At 67.5% G+C, this 17,026-nt stretch carries 16 protein-coding genes; 7 read left to right on the top strand and 9 right to left on the bottom strand.

Going from position 1 to position 17,026, the window contains the following annotated elements; all coding sequences use genetic code 11:
- Nucleotides 1-13: 13 nt before the first annotated feature.
- The 4 genes from RZE77_RS31225 to RZE77_RS31210 form a co-directional block, all read right to left on the bottom strand.
- Complete coding sequence (locus RZE77_RS31225; protein ID WP_319442558.1) at nt 14-712, bottom strand: HAD-IA family hydrolase; 699 nt, start codon at nt 710-712, stop codon at nt 14-16.
- Between the two features lie 241 nt (nt 713-953).
- A complete protein-coding gene (locus RZE77_RS31220) occupies nt 954-1,688 on the bottom strand; it encodes an amino acid ABC transporter ATP-binding protein (protein ID WP_319442557.1) in 735 nt (244 codons plus the stop codon).
- Nucleotides 1,685-2,950: a M20/M25/M40 family metallo-hydrolase gene (locus RZE77_RS31215; protein WP_319442556.1), complete on the bottom strand. Its 1,266-nt coding sequence runs from the start codon at nt 2,948-2,950 to the stop codon at nt 1,685-1,687. The genes RZE77_RS31220 and RZE77_RS31215 overlap by 4 nt, the downstream gene beginning before the upstream one ends.
- A gap of 9 nt (nt 2,951-2,959) precedes the next feature.
- Entirely contained in the window at nt 2,960-5,914 is a 2,955-nt protein-coding gene (locus RZE77_RS31210) for an FAD-dependent oxidoreductase (protein ID WP_319442555.1), read from the bottom strand.
- A 102-nt stretch (nt 5,915-6,016) separates the two neighbouring features.
- Between RZE77_RS31210 and RZE77_RS31205 the strand changes: the two genes are divergently transcribed.
- The 5 genes from RZE77_RS31205 (at nt 6,017) to RZE77_RS31185 (ending at nt 10,794) form a co-directional block, all read left to right on the top strand.
- Nucleotides 6,017-6,913 (top strand): dihydrodipicolinate synthase family protein, encoded by an 897-nt coding sequence (locus RZE77_RS31205; protein WP_319442554.1) that lies wholly within the window; start codon nt 6,017-6,019, stop codon nt 6,911-6,913.
- A gap of 53 nt (nt 6,914-6,966) precedes the next feature.
- Complete coding sequence (locus RZE77_RS31200) at nt 6,967-7,797, top strand: ABC transporter substrate-binding protein (protein ID WP_319442553.1); 831 nt, start codon at nt 6,967-6,969, stop codon at nt 7,795-7,797.
- 45 nt (nt 7,798-7,842) lie between these two features.
- A complete protein-coding gene (locus RZE77_RS31195; protein WP_319442552.1) occupies nt 7,843-8,568 on the top strand; it encodes an amino acid ABC transporter permease in 726 nt (241 codons plus the stop codon).
- A 13-nt stretch (nt 8,569-8,581) separates the two neighbouring features.
- Nucleotides 8,582-10,036, top strand: coding sequence for a dihydropyrimidinase (gene hydA / locus RZE77_RS31190; protein WP_319442551.1), 1,455 nt, complete (start codon nt 8,582-8,584; stop codon nt 10,034-10,036).
- Between the two features lie 71 nt (nt 10,037-10,107).
- Nucleotides 10,108-10,794, top strand: a complete 687-nt coding sequence (locus tag RZE77_RS31185; protein ID WP_319433851.1) for a GntR family transcriptional regulator — start codon at nt 10,108-10,110, stop codon at nt 10,792-10,794.
- A gap of 84 nt (nt 10,795-10,878) precedes the next feature.
- On the opposite strand, the gene RZE77_RS31180 is transcribed toward RZE77_RS31185, so the two are convergent.
- Both RZE77_RS31180 and RZE77_RS31175 read right to left on the bottom strand, forming a co-directional pair.
- Nucleotides 10,879-12,291 carry an FAD-dependent oxidoreductase gene (locus RZE77_RS31180; protein WP_319442550.1) on the bottom strand — a complete coding sequence of 471 codons (1,413 nt, stop codon included), beginning with the start codon at nt 12,289-12,291 and terminating at the stop codon, nt 10,879-10,881.
- Between the two features lie 31 nt (nt 12,292-12,322).
- Entirely contained in the window at nt 12,323-13,312 is a 990-nt protein-coding gene (locus RZE77_RS31175) for a Bug family tripartite tricarboxylate transporter substrate binding protein (RefSeq protein WP_319442549.1), read from the bottom strand.
- Nucleotides 13,313-13,456: 144 nt separating this feature from the next.
- Here RZE77_RS31175 and RZE77_RS31170 point away from each other — a divergent pair, with 144 nt between their 5' ends.
- A complete protein-coding gene (locus RZE77_RS31170; RefSeq protein ID WP_319442548.1) occupies nt 13,457-14,404 on the top strand; it encodes a LysR family transcriptional regulator in 948 nt (315 codons plus the stop codon).
- Here RZE77_RS31170 and RZE77_RS31165 read toward each other — a convergent pair.
- Complete coding sequence (locus RZE77_RS31165) at nt 14,361-14,768, bottom strand: RidA family protein (protein WP_319433849.1); 408 nt, start codon at nt 14,766-14,768, stop codon at nt 14,361-14,363. The genes RZE77_RS31170 and RZE77_RS31165 overlap by 44 nt on opposite strands.
- A gap of 133 nt (nt 14,769-14,901) precedes the next feature.
- On the opposite strand from RZE77_RS31165, the gene RZE77_RS31160 reads away from it, so the two are divergent.
- The gene (locus RZE77_RS31160; protein ID WP_319442547.1) at nt 14,902-15,828 is read left to right on the top strand and encodes a LysR family transcriptional regulator; all 927 of its coding nucleotides are present in this window, start codon (nt 14,902-14,904) and stop codon (nt 15,826-15,828) included.
- Nucleotide 15,829: 1 nt separating this feature from the next.
- Here RZE77_RS31160 and RZE77_RS31155 read toward each other — a convergent pair whose 3' ends face one another.
- On the bottom strand, nt 15,830-16,507 hold the full coding sequence (locus tag RZE77_RS31155; RefSeq protein ID WP_319442546.1) for an aspartate/glutamate racemase family protein: 678 nt from the start codon (nt 16,505-16,507) through the stop codon (nt 15,830-15,832).
- A 13-nt stretch (nt 16,508-16,520) separates the two neighbouring features.
- Nucleotides 16,521-16,982 carry an Lrp/AsnC family transcriptional regulator gene (locus RZE77_RS31150; RefSeq protein WP_015865647.1) on the bottom strand — a complete coding sequence of 154 codons (462 nt, stop codon included), beginning with the start codon at nt 16,980-16,982 and terminating at the stop codon, nt 16,521-16,523.
- Nucleotides 16,983-17,026 lie beyond the last annotated feature (44 nt).

Below are 17,026 nucleotides of genomic sequence, written 5' to 3'. Positions count from 1 at the left end.
TGTGGCGCAATGATCAGCGGCCCGCCTCGACGGCATCCGCGAGTTCGGCCAGCGTGTGGAAGTGGTAGTCGGGCTCGGTGCGTTTCGACTCGATGGTGCCTCCAGACCCCTTTTGCGCATGGCGGCGCTCGATCCAGCAGGTGGTGATGCCCAACTGTTTGGAGATGCCGATGTCGTGGTACTGGCTTTGCGCCACGTGCAAGTTGTCGGCCTGCCTGAAGCCCCAGGCGCCCTCGAAGCGGCCGCGCGCGTAGGCGAAGTAGCGCGCGTCGGGCTTCTCGCACAGCGCATCGTCGCTGCTCAGCAGCATGTCGAAGGGCGAGCCCAGCGTCTTGTCGAAATGGGCCAGCGCCCATTGCTGCGCATTGGTCATCGTCACCAGCTTGAAGCGCTTGCGCAGACGCTTCAGTGCCTCCACCGAGTCCGGGAAAGCCGGCCATTGCGCCACCGAATCGCGCAGTCCTTGCGCGAGCGCATCGCTGTCGGGCAGGCCCAGCGCGGGGGCGATGGCGTGCCAGCAGCGCTCCAGGTCATCGGGATACCAGCCCGCGTTGCCGTCGGCGCGGGCGACCCGGTAGGCGGCCAGAAAGTCATCGTCGCTCACGGCCGCATCGGGCAGGGCCGAGCGCAGGTAGGCGAGCATGCCGCGTTCGAAATCGATCAGCGTGCCGACGACGTCGAACGTGAGGACCTTGAAATCTTGCAGGGACATTCGAAAGAAGCTCCAGTGGGAGGGCAGGAAATCGCCGCAGCGGCAACAGGCGAGGGGGCTGCCGGGCGTCTGTACGTCACGAGCATAGGAGCTTCGGCGGGGCTGGGCAGACCGAACTCGGCGTGCGATCCAGCACAGGATGTCGCAGTCTTGCCGAAGACGGCATCTTCTTTGGCGCGGGCCTTGCATCCGCGATGCTGCGCGTGCCGGAGCGAGGCGGAAGCCAGGTGCTGGATGGTGCTCAGTGCTGCAGGATTTTCGAGAGGAACTGCTGCGCGCGGTCGGAGCGCGCAGCCGGGTTGCCAAAGAACTCTTCCTTCGCGCAATCTTCGACGATGCTGCCGCGGTCCATGAAGATCACCCGGCTGGCCACCTTGCGCGCAAAGCCCATCTCGTGGGTCACGCACATCATGGTCATGCCTTCGCACGCCAGCTGAACCATCACGTCGAGCACCTCGTTGACCATCTCGGGGTCGAGCGCGGAGGTGGGCTCATCGAACAGCATGGCGATCGGGTCCATTGCCAGCGCGCGTGCGATGGCCACGCGCTGTTGCTGGCCGCCCGAGAGCTGCGACGGAAACTTGTGCGAATGGGCTTTCATGCCAACGCGTTCGAGCAGCGCCATGGAGCGGGTGCGCGCCTCGCTCGACGAGCGCTTGAGCACCTTGACCTGCGCGATCGACAGGTTCTGCTCGATCGACAGATGAGGAAACAGCTCGAAGTGCTGGAACACCATGCCGACGCGCGAGCGCAGCCGGTTGAGGTCGATCTTCGGGTCGCCCACCGAGGCCCCGTCGACCGTGATGCTGCCCTGCTGGAAGGGCTCCAGCGCGTTCACGCACTTGATCAAGGTGGACTTGCCCGAACCCGAAGGCCCGCAGACCACGACGACCTCGCCTTTGCGGATGCGCGTCGTGCAATCGGTCAGCACCTGGAACGTGCCGTACCACTTGCTCACTTGGCTGATGTCGATCATCGGGTTTCCTTTGAAGGGGCCATGAGGTGCAAGAGCGTGTTGGCAACGACGATGGTCGCCTTGCGCAGCTCGTCGAGGGGAACCCGTTCGTCGGCGCGGTGGCCGTTGGCTTCGAGCAGCGACTCGGGGCCCGCGCCATACATCACGGTCGGGATGCCGGCTTCGCTGTAGAGGCGCGCGTCCGTGTACAGCGGCACGCCGATCGGCGTCACCGGCTTGCCCATGACTGCGCTCGCCTCGCGGCACATCAGCGCGGCGAACTCCGCGGCACCGGGCGCGGGTGCGAAAGGACGGGCCAGCAGGATCTGCCGGATCTCGACCGAGATGCCCGGCAGCGCACAGGCGTCCTCGATGACTTGCCGAAGTTCGGCCTCGACCGCTTCGGGCGTCTCTTCCGGCACGATGCGCCGGTCGATGCGCAAGCTCAGCGTGTCGGCCACCACGTTGGTGTTGATGCCGCCCTGGATCAGCCCGACCACCATCGTCGGATGCGTGATGCCGGGGGTCTGCGAGGGCCGTGCGGCCAGCTGGTCGCGGTAGCGGTACAGCGCGGGCAGCAATGTCGCAGCAGCCTCGATGGCGTCGGCGCCCGTGTCGGGCCGCGCGGCGTGCGCGGACTTGCCGCGCAGGATCACTTCCAGGTGCAGGCACCCGTTGTGCGCCACGACAACGTGGTGAGAGAAGGCCGCCGAGATCACGTAGTCGGGCCTGCTCAGGCCCTGCGAGAGAATCCAGCCGGGTCCGGTCATGCCACCGGTCTCTTCGTCGTAGGTCAGGTGCAGCTCGACCGTGCCGGCCAGCGGCATGCCGCCGGCACGCAGCTGCTTCAGCGCGCGCAGCGCGAAGGCGTAGGTGGTGAAGTCCGACTTGGAAACCGCCGCACCGCGCCCGTACAGCCATCCGTCGCGCACCTCGCCGCTGTAGGGCGAGCCGGTCCAGCCCGAGCCCGGCGGCACCACGTCGCCGTGCGCGTTCAGGGCAATCACCGGCCCCTCGCCGAAACGTTCGCGCACGATCAGGTTGGTCACGCTGCGCATGCCGTGCTGCTGTGCGAACGCGGGCGGCACGGCATGGCGCTCGACCACCAGGTCCATGCCCTCGAGCAGGCGGGCCGTCACTTCGGCATGCGGCGCGCAATCGCCGGGCGGGTTGTCGGACGGGCATTGCACCAGTTGCGCCAGGGTCTCGACCTGTTCCTGGAAGTGGGTGTCAATGAATTGGCGCAGCACGTCGCGCGCTTGGGCTTGGGAGTGGTCAGTCATGGAGTTCTGTCAAAGAAACCGGTCGATCCGGAAAGGCGTGATGTCGATGTCCGTGCGCCCGTGCACGATCAGGTCGGTGACCAGGCGCGCGGCGATGGGCGCCAGGGTGTAGCCGTTGGAGGTGACGGCGTTGTAGAAGCCAGGCACGCCGGGCACGTCGCCCAGGATCGGTGCGCCGTCGATGTTGACGTTCATGCCGGCCCAGCAGCGCACCATGTGCAGGCCGCACACAGCTGGCAGCACCTGCCGCGCGACCCACAGCCCGCCCTCGATGCTGGCGCGTTCGGCGCGGTTCAGCCGCATGCCTTCATGGAAGGCCGCGGTCCAGCCGCCGCCGATGATCAGTCCGCCGGTGGCCGCTTGCTTGAGGCTCAGGTGCCGGTCGGCATGCGCCACCAGGTGGTTGACCAGCGGCGGCGCGGGCTCGGTCACGATCATCTGCAGCGGTGCGCCCTTGACGGGAATCTGCACGCCGAGCATCTCGCCCACCTTGCTGGACCATGCGCCGCTGGCGTTCACCAGGCGGCCCGCGTGGATGATGCCGCGCGAGGTATGGACCACGAAGCCGCCGCCGTCGCCCGGACGGCGTTCGATCCGGCGTACATCGCAGCCTCGCAGGAAGCGTGCGCCCTGCTGCTGCGCGAGAGAAGCCACGGCATAGGTCGCGCGCAGCGGGTTGATCTTGCCCTCCATGGGACAGAGTTCGGCACCCAGCAGCTGCGGCGACAGCGCCGGCGACAGGCGGCGCAGCGTGGCCGCGTCGATCACCTGCGCCTCGATGCCATGGCTGCGTTCCAGCGCGGCCTTGGCCTCGATGAAGCGCATGCCGGCCGCGGTGTCGGCCACCATCAGTCCGCCGGTGATCTTGATCTCCAGGTCTTCGCCGGACGCGGCCTCGATCTCCTGCCACAACCGCACCGACATCGGGCCCAGCGGCAGCGTGGCCGCGGCCGGACCGCCGCCTTCCTGCGCCTTGGCGCCGAAATCGAAGGACAGCAACTGCACGTGCAGGCTGCCGGCATTGGCCCCCGAGGCCTGGAGGTTGATGTCGTCGCGGTCGACCACCGTCACGTCCTGGCCGGCCTTCGACAGATAGTGGCCGAGGCAGGAGCCGAGCACGCCGGCGCCGATGACCAGCACGTCGGTGCGCAGGGTTCCGAAGGGCGCGTGTTCGACCGGCCGCGCGAGGTTCGGCGTGATGGCCGGCTTGTGGCCGCCCCATTCGGGCTTCTCGAATCCCAGGGCGCCGGCCGGCACGGGCTTGGCCGGGGGACGCGGTGCGAAGTAATGCTCGACCTCCAGCGCTCGCCCCGTCATCCCGCTCACCAGCTTGGCGGCCGTGACCGCGCAGTAGCGCCCTTGGCAGCGGCCCATGCCCAGCCGCGTGTTGCGCTTGAGCGCTGCCAGCGTGTCGCGGCCTGCGCGGATCTGTTCGCGCACGGAGCCGAAGCTGATTTCTTCGCAGCGGCACAGCAGCGTGTCGTCGCGGATGGCAGCCAGTGCCACGGGAGGTGCCTCGTACAGCGACCAGAGGGCCTGCTGGAAGCACTCGGCCCGCTGGAGCTGGGCCGCTGTCCGGTCGGGAGCGGCCGTTGGCTTTGCCGGCAGTCCGAGCTTGCGCGCTGCGGACCGCCCGGCCAGCGTGCCGCGTGCCAGCGCGACGCGCGAACCGCCGAGGTCCGCGCCGTCGCCGACCACGAAGACGTCTTCCAGGCTGGTGGCGCCGTCGCCGGCGGTCACGGTCGCGAGATAGCCGAGGTGCCGGTCGACCACGCGATGCTCGCAGCCCAGCATGCGTGCGAGTTCGGTCGAAGGGATGAAGCCGTAGCCCAGGCACAGGGTGTCTGCCTCGAAGCGCTGCATCGGCGCTCCCGTGGGCTGGCCCTGTGCGTCCAGTTCAACCACTTGCACCGCCTGCAATTCGCCGTCGCCTTCGGCCGCTGCCACCGCGTGGCGCCACAGCACAGGCACCTTGTGCGCGCGCAGTTGCCGCAGGTAACCCCAGCCCTGGCCCACCAGGTCGGGCGCGGTGCGGGCAGTGGTCAGCAGGTGACGCCAGTCGCGCACCGAGGGGCGCGCCGCCGATTCGAGCACCGCGACCACGTGCGCACCGCCAGCCAGCAATTCCGCCGCGAGCTGCAGGTTGAGCGGGCCGTTGCCCGCGACCACCACGCGCCGGCCCGGCGCCACGCGGTAAGCCCGCGCCAGCGTTTGCGCGGCGCCGGTGGTCATCACGCCGGGCAACGTCCAGCCGGGAATGGGAACGGGCCGCTCGTAGGCACCTGGTGCGATCACCAGTTGCCTGCATCGGATGTGGGTGGCGCGCCCGGCGATCAACGCGCTGACTTCATGCGCCGAGAACGCAGCCCAGACCTGCGCGCCCTGCGCGATGGCCACGCCGGCCGCGCGCACGTCGCGCTCGAGCGCGAGGCCCTTTGCGAACTGGCGATCGACGGGGCGGGGCGCGTGGTGCGAGGGGGCCAGCGGCTTGTAGAACTGGCCGCCGGACTGCAGCCGCTCGTCGAGCACCAGCACGCTGGCGCCGGCTTGCCGCGCGGCCAGTGCCGCCGACAGGCCGGCCGGCCCGGCGCCCACCACCAGCACGTCGACGTCTTGCGCGGCCGGCTCCGCGTCGGCGGGTGGCGCGAGCGGCTGCAGGGGGTCGGCCGGCGTGCCCGCCGGCATGGCGGAGCGGATCTGCTGGCCCTCCGCCACCTTGGCCAGGCAGGCGCGCTGGCTGGCCACGCCGTCGATCGTCACCAGGCAGTCGAAGCACGCCCCCATGCCGCAATAAAGGCCGCGGCGCTCGCCGTCGCGCGTGTGCCGCATCTGGCGGATGTGGCTGGCCGCCAGCGCAGCTGCCACGGTCTCGCCCTCAAGGCCGTCGATGGCCTGGCCGTCGTACCAGAAGCGGATCGTCCGGCCACTGGCGGCAATGGAGCTGTGGGTCAGTCTGGCGCTCATGAGCAGGTGCGATGAAAAAAACCGCTTGGATATACCGAATGTATACGTATACTAATCGTACACGATCATTCCGTCATCCGATTTTTCACCGAGGACCGACCCATGACAGCGTTTCGAGGCACCTATACGGTGCTGATCACCCCGATGACCGCCGACGGAAAGCATGTGGACGTGCCTGCGCTCAGGAAGCTGGTCGACTGGCAGATCGAGGAGGGCATCCACGGGCTGATTCCACTGGGCAGCACCGGGGAGTTCCTCTCGTTGACGCCCGAGGAGCGGCAACTGGTGATCGAGACCTGTGTGCAGACGACCGCAAAACGCGTGCCTGTTCTGATCGGCACCGGCGCGGAGTGGACCGACGAGTGCGTGCGGCTGAGCCGCGAGGCCGAGGGCATGGGCGCCGACGGCGTGATGATCATTCCGCCGTTCTACAGTTCGCCCACCGACGACGAGCTGTTCGAGCACTACCGCAAGGTGGGCGAGGCGATCAACGTGCCGATCATGGTCTACAACAACCCGGCCACGGCCAATGTGGACCTCAAGCCCGAGCTGGTGGCACGCCTCTCGCGCATCGACAACTGCAGGTACATCAAGGAGTCGACGCTCGAGGTCACGCGGGTGCGCGACATCATCGAGCTGTGCGGCGACCGCATGACGGTGTTCGCCGGCATCCTCGGCTACGAGTCCTTCTGGCTAGGCGCCCAGGGCTGGGTGGCGGTCTGCTCCAACCTGATTCCGAAGATGTCGGCCCGCCTGTTCGAACTGGTAGCCGACGAGCGGGACATGCCCGCCGCGCTGGCGCTCTACAAGGAGATGCTGCCGATCGTGCGCTGGGTCGGCGGCCACCGCTACGTCGCGGCTTCGAAGGACGGCCTCTCGATGATGGGCCTGCCTGTGGGCAAGCCGCGCGCGCCGCGCCTGCCCCTGCCCGCAGCCGATGCCGTCGATCTGCGGCGCGCCCTCGACAAGCTCGGACTGCTCGACTCCATCGCGCCTTGAGCATCGCTTTTCCAGCACTCCTTGCCTCGTTCAACCTCCACCAGGAAATCACCATGAAACTGCTCCCCGCTTTCGCTTCGGTCGCTGCGCTTTTCATTTTCGGAATGGGGGCTGCGAACGCCCAGGCCTGCAAGTCGCCGGTGCCCGACGCCGCATTGGTGAAAAAGGGCACGCTGATCATGTCGGTCAACCCGACCCTGCCGCCGATGCAGTTCGTCGACCAGACCGGCGCGCTCAAGGGCATGCGAGTCGAGCTGGGCGAAGCCATTGCCAAACGCCTGTGTCTCACGCCCGAGTACGTGCGCATCGAGTTCTCGGCCATGATCCCGGGCCTGCAGGCGGGCCGCTGGGATGTCATCAACACCGGCATCTTCTATACCGACGAGCGCGCCAAGCTCATGCAGATGCTGCCCTACGAAGACCAGGCCATCAGCATCAGCACCGCCAAGGGCAACCCGCTGAAGATCAGCAAGCCCGAGGATCTGACCGGCAAGAGCATCGGCGTCGAGATTGGCGGCTTCGAGGAGCGCAAGGCGCGCGAACTCGACAAGCAGCTGACCGACAAGGGGCTGAAGGGCATGACCATCCGCACCTTCGAGAACTTCGCGATGGCGTTCCAGGCGCTGCGCGCCGGCCAGGTCGAGGTGGCCCTGTCGATCGACTCCACCGGTGCCGAGTACCAGAAGCGCGGCGACTTCGACCGCGTGCTGCAAGGCCTGTTCCCGACGCCGGTCGCGCTGGCCGCCAAGAACAAGGAACTCTCGACTGCGGTGGCCAAGGTGCTCAACGACATGAAGGCCGACGGCTCCTTCAACAAGCTGCTCGACCAGTACGGCGTCAAGGCGACAGACGGCGCCGTGGTCGTCAAGGGACCGGCGAGCTGAGCGCCCGCCCTGTGCGCCATTGACTTCGTCAACCAAGGAACATCCATGGGACAAGGCTGGAACTGGTCGGGCTTCTTCGGCTATCTGTTCAACCCATACATCCTGAGCGGTGCGTTCACCACCTTGTGGCTGACGCTGGCGGCGATTGCAGGCGGATTGGTCGTGGGATGTGCCCTGGCCCTGGCCAGGCTGTCGCGCCATTCCTGGCTTGCCGCGCCGGCGCACTTCTACATCTGGGTGTTCCGCGGCACGCCGCTGCTGGTCCAGCTGATCATCATCTTCACCGGGCTGCCGCAGCTGGGCCTCAAGCTGTCGGTGATCGAGTCGGCGCTGCTCGGCCTGATCCTCAACGAGGCGGCCTACCTCGCCGAAGTGGTGCGCGGCGGCATCCAGTCGGTGCCGGCTGGCCAGACGAATGCGGCGCGTGCCGTCGGCTTCAGCAGCGCACAGAGCATGCGCTACATCGTGATGCCGCAGGCGATGCGGCTGATCATCCCGACGCTGGGCAACAGCATCAACGGCCTGCTCAAGACCACGTCCATCACTTCGGTGATCTCGATGGAAGAGCTGCTGCGCCGCACCCAGGTGCTGATTCAGGAGAAGTTCATGGTGCTGGAGCTGTTCATCGTGGCCGCGATCTACTACCTGCTCATGACCACGGTGTGGGACTTCATCCAGCGCCGCATCGAGCGCCACTATGGCCGCGCCTACGGCAATGCGAGCGAGCCCGTGGCGGTGACCACGGCCGACGTCGTGCTCGAGCAACGCTAGCCGGGAGTCCGTCATGCAGCACTACGACCTGATCCTTCGCAACGCCGACATCGCTACCGTGGGCGACCGCTACCGCGCCGACATCGGCGTTCGCGACGGACGCATCTGCGCCATCGCCCGGCAGCTCGACGGCAGTGCGGCACGCGAGATCGATGCGGCCGGCCGGCTCGTCACGCCCGGCGGCGTCGACGGCCATTGCCACTTCGACCAGCCCACCGGCGACGGCTCGCGCTTCTCCGACGACTTCTTCACCGGAACGCGCTCGGCAGCCTGCGGCGGCACGACCACCGTGCTGCCTTTTGCCGCGCAGCAAAAGGGCGGCAGCATCCAGGACGCGGTCGACGACTACCACCGCCGTGCCGACGGCAAGGCGGTGATCGACTACGCCTTTCACCTGATCGTCGCCGACGCCACCCGGGACGTGACGCAGCGCGAACTGCCCGCCCTGATCGAGAAGGGCTACACCTCGTTCAAGATCTACATGACCTACGAGGACCTGAAGCTGGACGACCGCCAGATCATCGAGGTGCTTGCGGTGGCGCGCCGGCAGGGCGCGATGACGATGATTCACGCGGAGAACAGCGACTGCATCGCCTGGCTCACCGAGCAGTTGCTGGACGCGGGGCTCATGGCTCCGCGCTATCACGCGAGTTCGCGGCCGATGGCGGTGGAGCGCGAAGCCACGCACCGCGCGATCGCGCTGGCGGAACTGATCGACACGCCGATCCTCATCGTGCATGTCTCGGGCCGGGAGGCCGTCGAGCAGATCCATTGGGCGCGCGGGCGCGGACTGCCGATCTTTGCCGAAACCTGCCCGCAGTACCTGTTCCTGAGCGCGGAAGACCTGGGCATCGATCCCGACGATCCCATGCACGGTGCGCGCTGCATCTGCAGCCCGCCGCCGCGCGACAAGGCCAACCAGCAGTTCATCTGGAACGGCCTGGCGAGCGGCCTCTTCACAGTGTTCTCGTCCGACCATGCGCCGTTCAACATCGACGGCCCCGACGGCAAACGCGTGGCCGGCGACGATGCTTCCTTCGACCGCATTCCCAACGGCATTCCGGGCGTCGAGACGCGCATGCCGCTGCTGATGAGCGAGGGCGTGCTGGCCGGGCGCATCGACGTGCACCGCTTCGTCGAACTCACGGCCACCAACCCGGCGCGCATGTACGGCCTGTATCCGAAGAAGGGAACGATCGCCGTGGGCGGCGATGCCGACTTCGTCGTCTGGGATGTCTTCGAGGCGGGGTGCGAGAAGATCATCGCCAACGACATGCTCCATCACGCGGCTGACTACACGCCGTACGAAGGCATGCGGTTGCGGGCCTGGCCCGCAGTCACGGTGTCGCGCGGACGGGTGGTGTGGCAGGACGGCGTCTTTTCGGCTGAACCTGGCTCGGGGCAGTTCCAGCCCTGCCTGCGTCCGCGAACGCCAAACGCCGGAAGTCCGCTGGACAAATGGCTGTGAGACCATTCGGCCCACGACGGTCAGCCTGCTAAGCTTTTTCGACACCGTCTGTGGAAACCTTTTTTTGTCGCATGCCCAGCCTTCCCAGTCCCGCCCAACCCGCCACCATCACCATCGCACCGCTCGAGGTGCGCTCCGCCAGCCTGGCCGAACAGGCCTATGCGCGCCTGCGCACCTTGATCCTGGATCGCCAGATCTCGGCCGGCAGTCCCTTGCAGGAAGGCCGGCTCGCGGAAGAACTCCGGATCTCGCGCACGCCGATGCGCGAGGCGCTGGTGCGGCTGGCCGGCGAAGGGCTGCTGGTGCGCCGCGATGCGCGTTCCTATGCGGTGCGCGCGCTGGGCACCAAGGAATACTTCGACTGCATGCGAGCGCGCGAGATCATCGAGGGCGAAGCCATCGTGCTCGCCATCGACAAGATCAGCGACGCGCAGATCGATGCGCTCGAGGCCGACCTGAAGTCGCTGGACGCCGGTGAGCACGACGAGACCGAGCACTGGCATTTCGATGACCGGTTCCACTTGCTCATTGCGGCGGCCAGCGGCAACGTCGTGCTGCCGAGGCTGGTCGAGGAACTGCGCGTGAACGCGCGCTTGTTCCGGCTGCACAGCCCGCTGCATCGCCAGCGCGAAAACCACGACGAGCACGGAGAGATCATCCATGCGCTGCGTGCCCGTGATCCAGTGATGGCACGCAATGCCATGTGCGCGCATTTGCGCAGTCTTCAGGAGGACGTCAAGCGCGCGATCGTCGGTTGATGGCGCGGGTGCGGCCGATGTGCTTGAGCTTGCCGTCGTTCGTCACCAGGACCAAGGTGCCACCGGACCGGACCGGGCAGCCGCTCAGCGCGTCATCGTTCTCGCCAGCGTCTTCTGCGGCAGGTAGGCGCCGTGCTCCCGGAGCTTTTCGACCAGCACCTGCGTGTCGAGGTCGCAGGCCGGCTCGCCGCTCGCGACCGATTGTGCGGCGGCAGTCCCAACGGCCTGTCCCATCATGTAGGCGGCCGATTGCGCGCGGATCGACCCATGCACCTTGGTATCGCTCGAGTGGCAGCGCCCCGCCACCCACAGGTTCTGCGAGCCGCGCGGCACCAGGATGCTGTACGGAATGCCCACGCTGTTGCCGCGGCCCAGGTTGTCCTTGCCGTCGAAGTCGCGCAGGAAGCGTTCGTACTCGGCCTTGGAGGTATCGGTGGGGTGGACATCCGTGGGCCGGTTGTAGACCGCGATCTGGTCTGGAAACTGCCGCCGGTTGCGAAAGTCCTCGATGCCCAGCTCGAACTCGCCGACGATGCGCCGCGAATCGCGCACGCCCATCACCGGCGCGGTGGTCAGCAGCTCTAAATCGGCGCAGCCGGGCACGTACTTGCGAAAGAACTCCAGATATTCCACCGCCAGCTTGCGTCCGAAAACCATGCCGTCCGACAGGCTGCGGTTGGACAGCGGATTCAGGTTGAACACGTGGCCCGCATTCAGGCTGGCCGTGCGCTCGCCGATCTTGTTCATGCCCGGCATGAAGAGGTCGGCCTGCGTGAAGTGGCCGTCCGCGATGGCCCGTTCCAGCAGCTCGGTCTTGGTGCGGGCCTTGGCCGCGTCGATGCCGCGCCAGTCGTCACCGTAGGCTGGATCGTCCCAGCGCATGCCGCCGAAGAGCGAGCACAGCGTGCTCGGCGCGACGGTGTCCGTATCGCGCAGCACGACCTTGCATTCGGCGCCCGCGAGCGCGGCCAGCGCGGCGTCGCCGGTGGCGTCCACGAAGGTCCGCGCCTTGACGTAGCGCAGGCCCTCGACGTTGCTGAGTACCACGCCGCGCACGCGTTCGTCCTGCACGTCCGCTTCGATCAGCCGCGTGAAGAAGCGCAGCTCGACACCGGCCGCAACGGCGAAATCGTCGAGGATGCGCTTCAGATGCTCGGGCTTGAAGGGCACCCAGCGGTTGAGCTGGCCGTCCAGGAATTCGCGAATCACGTGCGGGCCGAAAGCCTTCTGGCGCCACATCGTCTCCAGCAGCTCCTTCATGAAACCGCCGACCAGCATGCGCTCGCCATCGGATACCGGGCCGAAGGACGCGACCAGGCCCGAGGTGCCCATGCCGCCCAGGCAGCCGGTGGCCTCGACCAGCAGGGTCTTCAGGCCGAGCCGGGCCGCGCACACGGCCGCGGCCGTTCCGGCGGGGCCGCCGCCGGCCACCACCAGGTCGTAGCTGTCGTCCACGGGGATGGTGCGGCTGAAGGAATATTCGGACGGAGAGGTCATGGGCTGGGTCATCGCTGGAGGTTCTGCGGGTTCAGGTGGATGGCTTGTTGAGCGGCTTGGTGATCTCGGCAAAGCGCCGCATCTCGGACTGGATGAAGGCCTGGAACTCGTCCGGCCCTTGCGGCCTGACCTCGATGCCCATCTCGGCCATGGCCTTGGCCACGTCGGCTGCCGCCAGCACGGCCAGGATGTCGTCGGCCAGCCTGGCCGTCACGGCGCGCGGCACGCCCGCCGGCGCGGCAAAACCTGCCCAGTTCACGGCTTCGAAGCCCGGCAGCGTCTCGGAGATGGCGGGCCACTGCGGATAGAGCGGGCTGCGTTCCTTGCTGGTCACGCCCAGCACCTTGAGCTGTCCCGACCGGATGAAGCTCTCCGCGGAAGACGCCACCGAAAAACCGAGCGGGATCTGCTTGCCGATCATGTCGGTGTACATCTTGGCCGCGCCGTTGTAGGGCACGTGCTGGAGCTGGATGCCTGCCATGTGGTTGAGCATCTCGCCGGCCAGCTGCGCGGATGTGCCGATGCCGTTCGATGCGAACGAAAGCGTCCCCGGGTTCTTCCTGGCCATGGCGATCAGTTCGCGCACGTTGCTGGCGCCGAAGTCGGCCGGCGCCACGAGCACGATGGTGAAATAGCCGATGCGCGCGATCGGCGCCAGATCCTTGGCCGTGTCGTAGGGCAGGTCCTTGCGCTGGGCGGCATTGATGCTGAGGGAGCTTCCGAGCAGGGCGAAGGTGTGGCCATCGGGGGCGGCGCGCGCGGTCGCGAGCGTTCCGATCACCACGCCGCCGCCCGGCTTGTTTTCCACCACTACGGACTGCTTCCACCGGGCCTCCAGTGCCTGCGCGAAGATCCGCGCCAGCCGGTCGGCCGCACCGCCCGGTGGCTGCGGAACGATCAGCTTGACGGGCCGGGTCGGAAACTCCTGGGCATGCGCCGCCCGTGTTCCCGCCAGTGCGCCCAGCGATGCGGCCTGCAGCAGGCGCCGGCGAGACAGTCGCCCGTACTCGTGTGCATTCATCTTCTTTGTCTCTGGTCTTGTAGGAGTGCCTTCATTGTTGTGAGGCTCGACCGGCCCCGCAAATGAAAAGAATTGGCAAGGGATTAACCTTTGGTTATGTGCTGGCCGACTCCTGGCCGGCGCATGCGATGGAGAATTCAAGGCATGAACCTGCGCCACATGGAAGTTTTTCGTGCCGTGATGCTCACGGGCGGTGTCGTCGGCGCCGCGGAGCTGCTGCACGTGTCGCAGCCGGCCGTGAGCAAGCTGCTCGGGCAGATCGCGCGCCAGACCGGCCTGACCCTGTTCGAGAGAATCAAGGGCCGGCTGATCCCGACCCCCGAGGCCCATCTGCTGCACCAGGAGATCGAGACCCTGTGGCGCGGCGTGGATCGGGTGCGGGACGTCACGCGCAGCCTCGCGCAACCCGACACCGGCATGCTGCGCATCGCGGTGTCCGCGAGTCTTGCGCCTTACCTCGTGCCGCAGGCCATGGCGCTTCTCCATGCGCAATACCCGCGGCTCAAGTGCCGGGTCGAGGTGCTCGTCGCGCCGATCATGGTCGATTCACTGCTCGATCGCTCGATGGACCTGGCGATCGGCCTGCTGCCCAACGACCATCCGAACCTCCTCGTCGTCAAGCGCTACCAGTGCACGCTCGCCTGCGTCATGCGCAGCGACCATCCCGTCGCCGGGCGCAAGATCGTCCGTCCGGTGGACCTGCGAGGCCACCGCATCATCACGTCGCCCGAAAGCAGCGCGTATGGCCGCAGCCTGCACCGGGCCTACGGCAAGGAGGCCGAGGAACTCCACCTCGACGTCGAGGTGCGTTCGTCGACGACCGCCTGCTGGTTCGCGCAGGCCGGTGTCGGCATCGCGGTGGTGGACCGTACCGCCATCGCGGGGCAGACCTTCCATGGCCTCGCGGTGCGGCCCTTCAGCAGCAGCGAGCGGCTCGACATCCACGTCATCCGCAACCGGTACCGCCCGATGTCGGTCGTGCAGCGCGCCTTCTGCGAGGCCTTCGACAAGGTGTGGACCCAGACGCCGGGGCTGGGCGGGCGGTCCGTCAGCCGCCCGCGCGCTCGTCCGGAAGCTTCGCAATCACCTTGATCTCGAACTGGAAGCCGTAGAGCCAGGTCACGCCGATGCCCGTCAGCGTCGGGTGCGGCGCCTCGCCCCAGTACTCCCCGACCACCTTCCAGATGGTTTCGAACTTCGATTCGGGGTCGACGATGAAGACCGTCACGTCGACCACGTCGTCGAAGCTGCAGCCCGCCGCGGCGAGGATCGCGTTGAGGTTGTCGAACGCGAGCCGGACCTGCGCCTCCAGGTCGGGCTCCGGCGAGCCGTCGGGCCGGCTGCCGACCTGCCCCGACACGAACAGAAAGCCATTGGAGCGGATGGCGGGCGAATAGCGGTTGCGCTCATAGAGCGCCTGGCGACCGGCGGGAAAGACAACGTTGCGTGCGGACATGGATCGGCTTTCTTTCTTTCTTGGAAAGGGAGGTTGCGATCGGTGGACTCTAGAAGCGCGCGGCCGATCGATAAACAGGCAGGACGCACAATGACTGTTTGCTCAGCCCAAACAATCGACCCGAGGCACAGAGATGGACCGATTCGATGCGCTGCAGGCCTTCGCCCGCGTGGTGGAGGCGGGCAGCTTCACCAAGGCGGCGCAGACGCTCCACATGAGCAAGACCACCGTGACCCAGCTGGTCCAGCAACTGGAGGCGCGGCTGCGCGTGAGACTCTTCAACCGCACGACGCGCCAGGTCAAGGTCACGGCCGATGGCGCCGCCTACTACGACCGCGTGGTGCGGCTGCTCGCCGACCTGGAGGATGCGGACGCCAGCCTGCTGGGCGCCTCGGCCTCGCCGAGGGGGCGCCTGCGCGTGGACGTGCCCAGCCCGTTCGCCCGCATGATCCTGGTGCCTGCGCTGCCGGCGTTCCATGCGCGCCATCCGGAGATCCAGCTCGAACTCGGCGTGAGCGACCGGATGGTCGACCTGATCGGCGACAACGTCGATTGCGTGCTGCGCGGCGGTGAGCTCACCGATTCGTCGCTGACGGCACGCCGCGTGGGCGAACTGCGGCTCGGCGTCTATGCGGCGCCGTGCTACCTGGAGCGCGCCGGCACACCCGTGCACCCGAGCGAGCTCGAGGGCACTCACCACCGCATCGTGGGCTACCTGAGCGCGCGCAGCGGCAAGGTCGCGGCACTGCGCATGCAGCGCGGCGCCGAGCACATCGAACTGCAGGGCCGCCACGTGGTCGCAGTCGACGACGGCAACGCCTACCTCGCGGCCGGCGTGGCGGGCATGGGCGTTCTCTGGCTGCCGCACTACATGGCCGCGCCCCACGTGGCCCAGGGCGAGCTGGTGCCGCTGTTCGACGGCTGGCACTTCGGCGCGATGCCGATGTACGTGGTGTTCCCGCCGAACCGGCATGTCGGCGCGAAGCTGCGGGTGTTCATCGACTGGATCGACGAGCTGATGGCGCGGCATGCGCCGGTTGCTGCGCTGGGCCAGGCGTGAATCACGCCGGGGACTGCGCTCGCCAGGCCTTGAGGATCATCGTCTCGATGTCATGCACTTCGCGCCCGACGGCCGCAGCCACGGCCTCGCGGTACGGCGGCATGTTCGTGCATTCGAGCACGATGCTCTCGATGGAAGGGGAAGCTTCCACCAGGCGCACGGCCGCCTCGACGACATTGCGCTGCGCCTCGGCAAGGTCGAGCACGGTGTCGTTGTCCAGGATGCGGCGATGGAATTCGCAGCCCGGGCGCACGCCCATGACGGGCGTTCCCGCGGGCACGCCGGCAGCCTGCAGGATCTGCGGCGTCAGCGATTGCGCATCGAAGGTAACGATGCCCGGCCGGGCGCAGTGCCGCACCTGCAGCAGGCTCGAGGTCAGCACCGGCACCGGCACCGCTTGCGAGAGCACGTCCTGGTAGGCGGCCAGGAAACCGCAGCTGGTGGTGATCATCGACGCACCTTCGGCCACAAGCCGCACCGCGGCGTCGACGAAAGGCTGGACCAGGCGCGGATCGGCCTCTTCGACGATGCGTCGGGGCGATGCACCTTCCACCGTGAGAAAGCGCACCGGGATGCCGGCCCGCGCATAGGTCTGCGCGTTGCCGACATCGCCCGGCGGGCGCGGAAAGCGCGTGTCGAGCATCAACACACCGAGAAATCCAGTCGCAGCGGCATTCATGTCAAACAGGAACTCAGGAGACCGAGGGAAGGGCGCTGCGCCGGTCGATCTTCCGGCTCAGGACAATGGAGGTCTGTGTCTGGTTGATGCCCTCCAACTGGCCGAGCTGGTCCAGGAGGACATCGAGCTTTTCGGGCGTGTCGCAGCGCAGGAAGACCATGTAGTCGAACTGGCCGCTCACGGCCGAGAGCTCCTCGACTTCGGGCACACGCTCGAGCGCCCGGATCACCGCGGGAGCGTTCTTCGCATTGACGCTGAGCCCGCAGATCGCGCGAACGGCCGCATGCTCGAGCTTGTGGCCCAGGCGCACGCCGTAGCCCGCCACGATGCCTTCGCGCTCGAGCCGCGCGATGCGCGCGACCACGGTGGTGCGCGCGATCTTGAGCTTTCGCGCCAGGTTGGCGGCGGGCTCCCTGGCATTGGCCTGGAGCAGGCTCAGCAGGTGGCGGTCGAGGTCGTCAAGTCTTCCATCCATCGGGCAGCCTCGTGAAATTGGGAATCGTGCGGCATGCTAAAGCA

The organism is Variovorax sp. SPNA7 (assembly GCF_033807855.1).
GTDB classification, from domain to species: domain Bacteria; phylum Pseudomonadota; class Gammaproteobacteria; order Burkholderiales; family Burkholderiaceae_C; genus Variovorax; species Variovorax beijingensis.
The sequence above is the reverse complement of the archived record's forward strand: the minus strand, read 5'-3'. Positions and strand labels throughout refer to the sequence as shown.

What these genes read in the sequence shown, in the direction of transcription:
- RZE77_RS31220 (WP_319442557.1), bottom strand. Translation starts at nt 1,688, where the DNA reads ATGATCGACATCAGCCAAGTGAGCAAGTGGTACGGCACGTTCCAGGTG.
- RZE77_RS31180 (WP_319442550.1), bottom strand. Translation starts at nt 12,291, where the DNA reads ATGACCTCTCCGTCCGAATATTCCTTCAGCCGCACCATCCCCGTGGAC.
- RZE77_RS31185 (WP_319433851.1), top strand. Translation starts at nt 10,108, where the DNA reads ATGCCCAGCCTTCCCAGTCCCGCCCAACCCGCCACCATCACCATCGCA.
- RZE77_RS31225 (WP_319442558.1), bottom strand. Translation starts at nt 712, where the DNA reads ATGTCCCTGCAAGATTTCAAGGTCCTCACGTTCGACGTCGTCGGCACG.
- RZE77_RS31150 (WP_015865647.1), bottom strand. Translation starts at nt 16,982, where the DNA reads ATGGATGGAAGACTTGACGACCTCGACCGCCACCTGCTGAGCCTGCTC.
- RZE77_RS31165 (WP_319433849.1), bottom strand. Translation starts at nt 14,768, where the DNA reads ATGTCCGCACGCAACGTTGTCTTTCCCGCCGGTCGCCAGGCGCTCTAT.
- RZE77_RS31155 (WP_319442546.1), bottom strand. Translation starts at nt 16,507, where the DNA reads ATGAATGCCGCTGCGACTGGATTTCTCGGTGTGTTGATGCTCGACACG.
- RZE77_RS31195 (WP_319442552.1), top strand. Translation starts at nt 7,843, where the DNA reads ATGGGACAAGGCTGGAACTGGTCGGGCTTCTTCGGCTATCTGTTCAAC.
- RZE77_RS31205 (WP_319442554.1), top strand. Translation starts at nt 6,017, where the DNA reads ATGACAGCGTTTCGAGGCACCTATACGGTGCTGATCACCCCGATGACC.
- RZE77_RS31200 (WP_319442553.1), top strand. Translation starts at nt 6,967, where the DNA reads ATGAAACTGCTCCCCGCTTTCGCTTCGGTCGCTGCGCTTTTCATTTTC.
- RZE77_RS31160 (WP_319442547.1), top strand. Translation starts at nt 14,902, where the DNA reads ATGGACCGATTCGATGCGCTGCAGGCCTTCGCCCGCGTGGTGGAGGCG.
- RZE77_RS31210 (WP_319442555.1), bottom strand. Translation starts at nt 5,914, where the DNA reads ATGAGCGCCAGACTGACCCACAGCTCCATTGCCGCCAGTGGCCGGACG.
- hydA (WP_319442551.1), top strand. Translation starts at nt 8,582, where the DNA reads ATGCAGCACTACGACCTGATCCTTCGCAACGCCGACATCGCTACCGTG.
- RZE77_RS31215 (WP_319442556.1), bottom strand. Translation starts at nt 2,950, where the DNA reads ATGACTGACCACTCCCAAGCCCAAGCGCGCGACGTGCTGCGCCAATTC.
- RZE77_RS31170 (WP_319442548.1), top strand. Translation starts at nt 13,457, where the DNA reads ATGAACCTGCGCCACATGGAAGTTTTTCGTGCCGTGATGCTCACGGGC.
- RZE77_RS31175 (WP_319442549.1), bottom strand. Translation starts at nt 13,312, where the DNA reads ATGAATGCACACGAGTACGGGCGACTGTCTCGCCGGCGCCTGCTGCAG.